This is a genomic window from Tamlana crocina (assembly GCF_012037625.1).
In genome coordinates, this window is sequence record NZ_JAAVJS010000531.1 from 1 (window position 1) to 352 (window position 352).

Genomic DNA, 352 nt, shown 5'->3' on the forward strand with positions numbered 1-352 from the left:
AGGCTTTTTTTTGCACCTCATTGTGATTCCTTTTCGCGACTTTCTCCTCTATTCGAGAACTTCCTTCTCAACAAATAAAATGGCGAGATAAGTAAAATGACTATAGCCATGATCTCCAGTCGGCCTAACCACATCATTAAGGAAATAATATATTTTGCATTTTCGGGCATCCCGGCACCGGTGACCCCTGTACTTAATCCCACGTTACTCAATGCCGAAGTAGCATCAAAAAGGATTTGATAAAAAGTATATTCCTCCCCAACCATGAACGAGAGAAAAAAGGTTCCAAGAGTAAGGGTAATTACCCAAAGAAAGAGGATATTGGCAGCCTGCTGAATGTGGTTTCTCATCT

General features: G+C 40.9%; 1 protein-coding gene. It reads right to left on the reverse strand.

All coding sequences use genetic code 11. The features are described from left to right. Window positions 1-17 precede the first annotated feature (17 nt). Window positions 18-352 (reverse strand): potassium transporter TrkG (locus HC176_RS17910; protein ID WP_209309806.1); only part of this gene is annotated, 335 nt, incomplete at its 5' end.